The following is a 9915-nucleotide window of genomic DNA, read 5'->3' on the forward strand; positions in this document are numbered from 1 at the left end:
TATTTAAAGATCCTCTTTTTGTTTATGAACACGCAAGCGTTTGTCGTCGTTGCTGCTTTGTACCCTACCTTGAGAATTGATAAAAAATTTACCCCCTAAAACTTCCTTAGGAATACTTCTTAAAAGCCCTGGTGCAATAAGCTCATTAATACTCTGTGGTCGGCGACCATTTCTTTTACTAAATAAATCAGCAATACGATTAAGTTCGCGCAGTTGTAATTCAAAAATGAGCAGTTGGCGACGCTCAAGATATTCTTGACGTAATTTCTCATCGGTTATGCCTTCAAGTAATGAATCAACTAACGCGATCCCTACTTCGGGGGCGCCCCCTTCTGCTGCAAGGCGAGCCGCCAATGGCCCGGTAATCGGTGGAGCAGCCGCAAACTTTGCTGCAGCAGCTAAAGCTTTTGCACCACCAATATAATCACCTAAAAAATAATAACGATTAAATCCTAATAAAAAAGGTAAGCGCCAATCATTGGGGCAATATTTTTGCCCACGTTCAAGAAACGTAACCGCAACTTTTATATCCATGCCTTTAACGGTTAGGGCCGTACCGGCAAAAAAATAGGCGCTATCAAAGTAAGGATCGAGTTCAGTAATGCGGTAAATAAACGGTTCAAGATTTGGATAAGACCACTTGTGCATGCCTTTGTCGCCAAAATGCGACAACGCGCGTAACCAATAATAATCGGCAACGACTGAACGATAACCCATGCTTAAAATATTTAAGGCGCGCATTGAAGGCAGTGCTTCGTGTGGCGAGGTGGGCATGGGTAATTTTTGCTCATGCAAATTGCTATGAATAAAACCGGTGATAATAACGCCTATAATAAAAACCACTAGCAATCGCACGATGATTCACCTTTGTCGCCATACCAATATTATTGGTTAGTAACAAATCCCTCACTGAAAGCTGCATCAGCTAATCGTTTATCAAAAGTATGAAAAACTCGACCAGTTGGTTCACCAGCCCATACTAAAGCAGCTGCTAACTGTAAGGCATCAGCCGCTTTTAAGCTGTGCGTACATAATAACCGTACGGCTAAAGGTTTAACTTTTTCAACATCAATTACCATACGACATGAAGCTATGAGTTCATCGGCTCGTTTAGTTACATGCATTAATTGTTGCATATCAACAATACCTTCGCGATATCGCCGCTGCAAGGCCGAGATAATTTCTATTGGGGTTAAAGTCCAAACAACAATAGCTGCATCTTCATGCAACCATGATTTTGTTTTAATCGTAAATTTTTCTTTTATTAACAAAGGAACCAATGCTGATGTATCCCAAAACCTCACTGTTCACTCTCATCACGTTCTGCTAACACCGCATCTACAAGATTTAACTCCAATGATGATATTTGTTTAAGCCATTTGGATGACAGCACTTTTAAGGGAGGGCGTAAAACCCCTGCATTTTCTAGTTCTACAATTCTTGCATCTTCAGTGCCCAAACGATCAGTATTAGATGCCGGTGTTAGCTTTGCTATTACATGATTTCGATCACGCACTAATACGATTTCACCGCGCCGCACACGTTTTAAGTATTTGCTAAGATTGTTTTTAAGCTCGGCGGTACCAATTGAAATCATAGCTATTATATAGCCTATTAATATAGCTATATCAAGGCTATATTATTTCATAATTTAAGTGCCGTTAGCCACATTGGTTAAATTATTAGCATTATCGATTGTCCACGTGTCACAAGAACTTAAGTTATGAGCAGCACCGGTGGTAAACGCCGTTGTTGATTGAGAACCCGACCCCGCAGGTTTAGTGGTGCAAGTAGCATCTGCTGATGATAAATCGTTAGTGCCGTCTACCCAGTAATTATATTTATAGTTAGCTTCTGGCGACCAACCGCAAAGGCCACATACATAGGTACTACGCTCAGCATAATTAGCTTTGGCAGAAGTAAAAAAGGCTTTAAGATTAGCTTTGGCTTCTGATTGTTTGGCTCTATTTTGAAACTTGGCAAAATTCGGTATGGCAATAGCTGCAAGAATACCAATAATGGCAACAACAATCATAATCTCGATCATTGTAAAACCGCGTTCTATTTTATGAAGCATAAGTTTCTTTTTCATTGCGTTACCTACAATCTTCATAAGGCAGTGTATGTTTGCAAGTGGCCTCATTGTGGACCAACTTTCACCTACATTCAACCATGCAACAACAATACCAAAAAATTAAATATCTCGAACACGTAAATTCAACAAATTAAGCCACCATACGCCTTGAAATACTGACGTATTTTGTCACTCGCCTTTTTTATACTGACAATCCACGTCCATAAAGCTGTTTGGTGTAAAAAGAGCTTAAGATTGAACTTATGCAACCATTAATTCTCTTGCTTCTATTCTGAAGAATTAAGAGTGTTAAATATTCTAGCTGATTCTTTATCAAGCGCTAGTATTGCTTTGGCGCGGCCTTGATATCTCTGGGCTGCATTTTGCGCTAAAACAATTTTTAAGGTAAGCTCACCTATGCGTGCAATATCTTGTTCACGCTTTGCTTGCAGTGCCAATTGCACTAAAGCACGTGCACAATATGGTTCTTCAATTATGGCATTTTTATAGGCAACAAGCGCTTTATCTAATCGACCACTTTCTTGATAAGCATTGCCTAAATTCCAATAGGTAAGTGCATTATGCGGTTCGCCAAGTAGCGCCAATTGATAAAGGCGAATAAGTAATTCGTTGGCGACAGTATGAGGCAAGTGGACTCGCTCATTTTCAATAATCATTGCCGCGAGTAACAAAGGCTTAGGGTTAAGCGGAAATCTCTGTGCTAATTCACTTAAGTCTTCAGCAAATTCAATGGCTGATTTACCATTTTGGCGACTAAATTGTTGGTATTGCAATGCAGCCCCTAAACTCCAAGGTGTAATTTTACTGGCCCAAGCAGCAACTTTTTCAGCTCTGCTTGTATTACCTTGTTTGGCGAAATAAGTGGCACTTGTTTCTAAAAGTTGGCCAATTGCACCGGGGATGGCGAAAACTAAAACTAGTAGCGAGATAAAACGCAATGGCAGCAACTTCACCAAAGACACCTGAACACTTATTTTTTGCTTTGGTGCTATAGCTTTTTGTTCTTGATAGCGAAAACGCGTCAACTCGGCCGCCCATATGGCCGCAAAAAATGCAATTACTGAAACATGCAAAGTTGCGCCGAATAAAGCCGGAATACCAAAAGCAAACAACATTGCAGCATCATAACTAGCTTGTTGTTTTTGCTTAGTATCATCTGCGCGCAAATTTGAAATTATATTAAATAATACCCAGATAATTGGTAGTAATACTGCCAAAAGACCAAACCAACCGAGTTCAACCCAAATATTTAATAACTCATTATGTGCATCACTAGCTAAACGTGGGTAGCGCACCATGCCATTATCAATACGAATGCCATGATGGCGCATGGCTGCTTCATAATTACCTAAACCTACACCAATTGGAGATTCGGCTAAGGCTAACTCAGCACTTGAGCGCCAAATAGCAAGACGCGAATACGCATAAGGATCGCTAGTGCTCTGCCAACGAGACTTGAATGTTGGTACCAAAAAAACAGCAAGCAAGGCTATGACAACCGCAGCTATGGTTAAACGGCATAAGCCGCGCATGAAAGTATACGCCAATAGAGATACCGCTAGGGCCAACCAACCGGATCGTGACTGTGTGCTTACCATTGCAATCAACAAAATTAAAAATACTACTGCCAATACTTTTCGCTGAGAGCTAGTTGAAAAAAAACGATGGACAATAATCACTATTGCCGGACACAAAAAGGCTGCTAATTCATTAGGATTAAAAAAACCTGCAGTTGCTCGCCCGCCAATAAATACAAATTGAGCAATAGCCCAAAATGCATGCAACATGGCGACCACCACCAAAGCGTTGAGCAACCTTTGATTAATAAAAGCGGGGCTACAGTTTAGTGCACCATAAAGCGCTACTACTAATACCACCGTAATTAATGCTTGCAGCGCAAGACCAAAATTTACTGCAAAGATTAAACCTAATAACACTGTCATTACCGCCACCAAGGGTGGCAGTATTTCGTACCAGCATAGTGAAAATGCCTTGATGCAATATAACGAAATGGTCTTGAAAATAACTAAAACCGCAGCCGCACGTAAAAAGAAAGCTGGTATATGTTCAGTCGCACCGTTGATCGCGGTGCAGCAAAATGCACTTAATGCAAAGACACCAATCCACCAAGGTATGGTACGAAGTATAAGATAGCCTTGATGGATTGGTGTCAATTAGCAACAATTAAGAGATAATTAAGTTACGTTGGTTAGGTGCCATTTGCTACATTGGTTAAGTTATTGGCATCATCAATTGTCCAGGTGTCACAAGTACTCAAGTTATGAGCAGCACCTGTGGTAAACGCCGTTAGTGACTGAACACCCGATCCTGCTGGTTTAGTAGTGCAGGTAGTATCGGCTCCAGTTAAATCAACGCTGCCATCTACATAGTAATTATACTTATAACCCGACTCGGGTGCCCAACCGCAAAGACCACATACAAAGGTGCTATCCTCAGCGTAATTTGCTTTAGCTGAAGTGAAGAACGCTTTGAGGTTTGCTTTGGCCTCTGATTGTTTGGCTCTATTTTGGAATTTGGTAAAATTAGGAATGGCAATGGCTGCCAGAATGCCAATGATTGCTACAACAATCATTAGCTCGATAAGAGTAAAGCCGCGAGCTAATTTACGTACCATGTGATGTCTCCTTTTACGCTCTGTTGCAAACAACCATCACCGTGAAGGTTGTTGTTGCTTGTGTCACTTTGAACCAACTTAGACTTAGGTTCAACTAAGCAACTACAATGCCAAAAAAAAACTTCACTTCAAGTACACAAATACAGCAAGATAGATAAAACAACGCTACGCGTGATGACAATTCTTGTCACCCGCTTAAGGTTTAACTGACAATCTACGACTATTATGATTTATTTCCCGAATTGGTTGTTATTAACGTATGTTAGTGTAGTCGGCGCCGTGGTTGGATCATTTTTAAATGTAGTCATTGCGCGTCTACCCGCAGGTGAATCTATTGTATCGCCACGATCACACTGCCCAAAATGCCGCAGTCAAATTGCTTGGTACGACAACATTCCCGTGCTTAGCTGGCTTATTTTGCGTGGTCGTTGTCGCTCATGCAAAGCTACGATATCACCGCGCTATCCCTTAATAGAATTATTAGCTTGCGCTTTAATGACTGCCTTATTTTTACGTTTGGGAGTTACCTGGCAATTTGCTTTTTGGGCGCCACTCTCCATGGTTTTTTTAGCCATTGTATTTCTCGATATTGATCATTATTGGATACCTGATCTCTTAAGTATTCCGGCAATGATTTGGGCATTGCTGGGTGCCTTTTTACCTGACCGTATTGGTATAATTGCTGCTCTTATTGGACTACTTCCCGCGCTTGCATTATTTCTTATCGCCAAAATTTTTAGTGCCATGATGCATCGTGAGGGAATGGGATTAGGTGATGTTAAGCTTTTGGCGGTAATCGGGTTGGCGCTTGGAGTTTTTCCAACCATCCTGGTAGTTTTATTTGCTTCGCTGCAAGGCACTATTATCGGCTTAATTATAATAGCTCTTGGTGGTCATAAGCCTAAAGAACCAGCAGCAGATGGTTGGACTCCTCATGCACGAGCAATACCATTTGGTCCTTTTTTGATTTTAGCCGCTTTAGAAATCTTGTTGTTACCTGAATATTTTTTACAATTGCCCATAAAACTGCTTAAGCTTTAATGGAGATGTATTTTGAGCAAATTACGTGTTCGTCTTCTTTTAGTTTTAGGAGCGGCCGTACTTGTTGGGCTTGTCATTATCAATGTAGCTTTTTTATTTTGGGGACAACGCCGTTACCAAATTGAATCAAGATTGGCCTTAAATGCCGCCTTATTTGAAATAATAAGTAGTCAAACGATTGCCGACAACCCAAGCGTAACCATCAATCAAATTGCTTCTCATTATAAAGTCACAATCTCTTTAGTAAATGTTAATGGTGAAGTACTCGCTACCAAAAAAATTAGCCTACCAAGTTTTAATGACCGTCAACTCGTTGAAGCAAATTCTGCTTGGCTACATAAAATTGTAAGACTGCAAAATAGTCCTTGGCATTACGCCATTGTTTCACAGCCGCGAACTTTTGCTTTAAGTGCCGTCTTCACAGAGCAACCATGGGCGATTATCGTGCTTTTAAGTTCAGGATTATTTATCGTACTCCTTGCCTCGTTTTTCTTACGTAGGGTGGTAATCGCACCGCTGCAGCATGTAACCGACCTTGTGCATCATCACCAACTTGAAGGACTTCAAGAGTTGTCAATAGCCAGTTCTAACAATGATTTTGCCAAATTAAGTCAAGCTATTATTACTATGAATCAAACCATTGATGAAGAGCGCCAACGTATCGCCAATCAAGTAAAAGAACTTACCCTAAAAAATACCGCATTAGCCACAGCACAAAATGACGTGGTACGTGCTGAGCGGTTAGCTGCAGTAGGCAAATTGGCCGCAGGCATAGCCCACGAAGTGGGTAACCCCTTAGCAATCCTGGCAGGCTATTTGGATATGCTTAAGAGTGGCACGATTAGTGGCAGTGAGCAAACCAGCGCCATAGCTCATATGCGCAGTGAGCTTGATCGTATTAATACTACTATACGTACATTATTAGATTATTCACGAGCACAAAATGATGCTGAACAAATTCCAGGTGATTTGATAATTACCCTTGAGCGGGTAAAGAGTTTGCTTGCCCCACAATTACACAATGTCGTTCTTGAATTGCCAAATATTAACAAACTCATCGCTTTACCAATAACCACTGATGCGGCAACGCAATTGCTACTTAATCTTATTCTCAATGCCATAGATGCAATTAATAAATCTGGTCGGATCATTATTACCGTAGAACAAACTGAACAGTGTCTCTGTATACATTGTGATGATGATGGCCCAGGCATACCCGAAGCAAACCGCCATCAAATATTTGAACCATTTTTTACCACTAAGCCCGCTGGCAAAGGCACTGGGTTAGGACTAGCTGTATGTGAACGAATTGTTAGCAATGGTAATGGCACGATTAGCGTAAAAAATAGTCCGATTTTAGGAGGCGCACGTTTCACAGTAGTGTTTAACACACAGTCTTAAAAAATATCTTTAACCCCAAATTGCACATATCGGAATCGCTGCAATTTTTTTATCAACATAGTATATTGTTGGCCCAGTATGTTGGTGTAAGCGAACGTCAAGATGCATTACTTAAGATTTAATATGCTGGCTAACAACACGATCAAAATCAGTATCATTATCGCCGCTACAACTTTTTTTGCAATCGCTATTACCATCTTTAATACATCCTACTTCATCGCTATCTAGACCAGTTGGTGTAAGGGTTTCAGAGTCATTTTGGCTAAATAACGGATTAATCGTTTTATCGAGCACATGGGTTTTTCTAATACGCCCAAGTGCTGCTAATATACTGGTACGAATGCGAGGGTATTTTTGGCTAAGATCGGTAAGCAACTGCTTAACCGCTTTACGCTCTTTATTTTGTGAGCTACATAAACTGCAGGGCATAATCGGAAATTCTTTATGCTTGACGAGTTCAAAAAGATCTTCTTCACCGACATAAACTAAAGGACGAATTACCTGTTCAGCGCCTTTATCAGAAACCAAACGTGGTGGCATAGTTTTAAGTTGTCCGGTAAAAAAGGCGTTAAGTAAAAATGTTTCAACAAGATCATCACGGTGGTGCCCTAAGGCAACTTTATTACAACCATGCTTTCTAGCTGCTTTATACAAAATAGCGCGACGAAATCGTGAACACCAGGCACAAAAGACTTTACCTGGTTCAGTCATTTTAATTACCCGTGAGTAGGTATCCTGAAACTCAATTTCAAATGGAACACCGAACTCTTTTAAGTATTGCTCAAGCGGTTTAACATTATGGCCTGGCTGACCTTGATCAAGATGATAGGCAACAATTTCAAATTTCTGCGGTAAAGCCGCCTGCAACCTACTAATGGCCCATAAAAGCGCAAAAGAATCTTTACCACCCGACATGGCAACTAATATGCGGTCACCTGCCTCAAATAGGTTAAAATCACGGTTAGCAAGATTAACTGCCTTTAATATTCGACTTTCTAATTTTCGTGGATGCATAAGGCCTGACCCTATGCCCTGCAAAAAACAATAAGACAAGTAGACAAAGTCCAAATATAGGCAAATCTAAGTGCTAAAAATATAGTTAATTGTAGATATCGTACGATTGTTTTACACAAGTTCTTGATTTGCGGAGAATGACTAGGTAATTTTGTATACAAACGATATGTGGTTGCTTCTAGTGGAGGCAGGGCCATGGCAGTCAAAAAAAAGACAGCGGCAGCAAAAAAAACAACTACTAAAAATGCTGCTAAAAAAATCACCAAAAAACCGGCTCAAAAAGCCAAACCTGCGGCTAAAAAGAAAGTAGCCCCAAGTAAAATGGCAAAAAAAATTGCGGCTCAAAAAAAGGTAGCTAAAAAAATTACCAAAAAAGCCGCAAATATTGCCAAAAAAGTTAATAAAAAGGTGGCAAAAACTGTAGCCAAGCAAGTTTCTTCAGTCAAAAAGGCGATGAAGAAAAGTGCTTCGAAAGCAACAGCGCTTAAAAAGAAACTTGCCACCAAAGCAACTGGTGCAAACATTAAAAAGGCCACTCTGGAGCTGATTAAAAAAGCGGCAGCGAAAAAAAAATCAGCTGGTGGATGCAGAAAGCCCAAAGCGACTCAAACAAAAGTTGCTGCGCCTGTTGCATCTCCGGTCATAACTAAACCAGTTATGACGTCGTCGGTGCTTGAAACTAAAGCAGAAGAGCCAATTAAGGTTAAGACTGCTGAACCTGAAAGTGCAGGGGTTACTAGCACTGGCACTTGGGGTGGCACATCACGAACTAGTGATGACGATTTCGACGATTTTGATGTAAACGACGATCTCACATTGCCACCAACAGACGACGATGATTTCTAAACCTTAAGGTAATTAATTACCTTTGGTTCATCGTTCTTGCATGGCGCCACAATACTATTGAATTAATACAAGTTACTTGTAGTCGGATATGTTTGTGCGCTGCAATATGTTCCTAATCACATTATATAGCGAATAACTCTCAATACTAAAGAGACCATAAATCTAAGAATTTTACGCCAGTTTCTTTGATGTCCTTCACATTTCTCGTCACCAACGTAAGGTTATGGGTCAATGCTGTTGCTGCAATCAATCCATCAATTGATGGTATTGGTTTGCCAATCGCCAAAGCCTTTGCTTCAATTTCACCCCAGGTTAATGCTACTTCAACTGATATAGGCAAAATTTTCTGAGTAAAACGTTCCTTTAAATCAACGTCTAACCATCTTTGTATCTGTAGACACCTTTGTTTATCATTAAGACGAGATATATCTTTTTGAATTTCACCAATGGTTAATACGCTAAGAAAAATTGCATCTTCATCACTGTTTTTAATCCATGTGACGATATTTTTATTTGGATGCTTTTTAATCATCTCTGAAATTACACACGTATCTAGTAAATATTTCAAAATTCAACCTCCCGCGATATGTCTTGTTTACGTTCAATTTTTATTTCTGCCAGCGGAGAGTTATGAAAAATATCTCCCAGTGAGCCTTTACGACGCTTAAGCTTTTGATATTCTTTTATTAACAGTACAACCGCTGCTTTTTTGCCATGTTTAGTTATTTCTTGTGGGCCTTCGTTGATTGCTCGTTCAATAACTTCACTAAATCTATTTTTCGCATCTTGAACTTGCCAAGTCATTATCAATGCTTCTAATTAATCTAGACTGTCTAGATTATATTTATTTCTACTTGAAGAAGCAAGATGAGACCTAGCAATA

At 40.1% G+C, this 9915-nt stretch carries 12 protein-coding genes; 3 read left to right on the forward strand and 9 right to left on the reverse strand.

Going from position 1 to position 9915, the window contains the following annotated elements:
* Positions 1 to 3: 3 nt before the first annotated feature.
* From JW841_18230 to JW841_18255, 6 genes are all read right to left on the reverse strand, one after another.
* Positions 4 to 855: a hypothetical protein gene (locus JW841_18230; protein ID MBN1962874.1), complete on the reverse strand. Its 852-nt coding sequence runs from the start codon at positions 853 to 855 to the stop codon at positions 4 to 6.
* Positions 856 to 884: 29 nt separating this feature from the next.
* Positions 885 to 1304, reverse strand: coding sequence for a type II toxin-antitoxin system VapC family toxin (locus tag JW841_18235; GenBank protein ID MBN1962875.1), 420 nt, complete (start codon positions 1302 to 1304; stop codon positions 885 to 887).
* Positions 1301 to 1597, reverse strand: a complete 297-nt coding sequence (locus tag JW841_18240; protein ID MBN1962876.1) for a type II toxin-antitoxin system prevent-host-death family antitoxin — start codon at positions 1595 to 1597, stop codon at positions 1301 to 1303. Before JW841_18240 ends, JW841_18235 begins: the two co-directional genes overlap by 4 nt.
* A gap of 54 nt (positions 1598 to 1651) precedes the next feature.
* Positions 1652 to 2092, reverse strand: coding sequence for a prepilin-type N-terminal cleavage/methylation domain-containing protein (locus JW841_18245; protein ID MBN1962877.1), 441 nt, complete (start codon positions 2090 to 2092; stop codon positions 1652 to 1654).
* A gap of 269 nt (positions 2093 to 2361) precedes the next feature.
* Entirely contained in the window at positions 2362 to 4269 is a 1908-nt protein-coding gene (locus JW841_18250; protein MBN1962878.1) for an O-antigen ligase family protein, read from the reverse strand.
* 35 nt (positions 4270 to 4304) lie between these two features.
* Positions 4305 to 4730: a prepilin-type N-terminal cleavage/methylation domain-containing protein gene (locus JW841_18255; protein ID MBN1962879.1), complete on the reverse strand. Its 426-nt coding sequence runs from the start codon at positions 4728 to 4730 to the stop codon at positions 4305 to 4307.
* Between the two features lie 279 nt (positions 4731 to 5009).
* Here JW841_18255 and JW841_18260 point away from each other — a divergent pair, with 279 nt between their 5' ends.
* The gene (locus JW841_18260; GenBank protein ID MBN1962880.1) at positions 5010 to 5771 is read left to right on the forward strand and encodes a prepilin peptidase; all 762 of its coding nucleotides are present in this window, start codon (positions 5010 to 5012) and stop codon (positions 5769 to 5771) included.
* 12 nt (positions 5772 to 5783) lie between these two features.
* Positions 5784 to 7172 carry a GHKL domain-containing protein gene (locus JW841_18265; protein ID MBN1962881.1) on the forward strand — a complete coding sequence of 463 codons (1389 nt, stop codon included), beginning with the start codon at positions 5784 to 5786 and terminating at the stop codon, positions 7170 to 7172.
* Positions 7173 to 7283: 111 nt separating this feature from the next.
* On the opposite strand, the gene ttcA is transcribed toward JW841_18265, so the two are convergent.
* Positions 7284 to 8186 carry a tRNA 2-thiocytidine(32) synthetase TtcA gene (ttcA, locus tag JW841_18270; GenBank protein MBN1962882.1) on the reverse strand — a complete coding sequence of 301 codons (903 nt, stop codon included), beginning with the start codon at positions 8184 to 8186 and terminating at the stop codon, positions 7284 to 7286.
* Between the two features lie 195 nt (positions 8187 to 8381).
* Between ttcA and JW841_18275 the strand changes: the two genes are divergently transcribed.
* Positions 8382 to 9032, forward strand: a complete 651-nt coding sequence (locus JW841_18275) for a hypothetical protein (protein ID MBN1962883.1) — start codon at positions 8382 to 8384, stop codon at positions 9030 to 9032.
* Between the two features lie 145 nt (positions 9033 to 9177).
* Here the strand turns inward: JW841_18275 and JW841_18280 are convergent, their stop codons facing one another.
* Together JW841_18280 and JW841_18285 are read right to left on the reverse strand one after the other, a co-directional pair.
* The gene (locus JW841_18280) at positions 9178 to 9600 is read right to left on the reverse strand and encodes a type II toxin-antitoxin system VapC family toxin (GenBank protein MBN1962884.1); all 423 of its coding nucleotides are present in this window, start codon (positions 9598 to 9600) and stop codon (positions 9178 to 9180) included.
* Entirely contained in the window at positions 9597 to 9842 is a 246-nt protein-coding gene (locus tag JW841_18285) for a type II toxin-antitoxin system Phd/YefM family antitoxin (GenBank protein ID MBN1962885.1), read from the reverse strand. Before JW841_18285 ends, JW841_18280 begins: the two co-directional genes overlap by 4 nt.
* Positions 9843 to 9915: the final 73 nt, after the last annotated feature.

It is taken from the genome of Deltaproteobacteria bacterium, from assembly GCA_016931625.1.
Classification (GTDB): domain Bacteria; phylum Myxococcota; class XYA12-FULL-58-9; order XYA12-FULL-58-9; family JAFGEK01; genus JAFGEK01.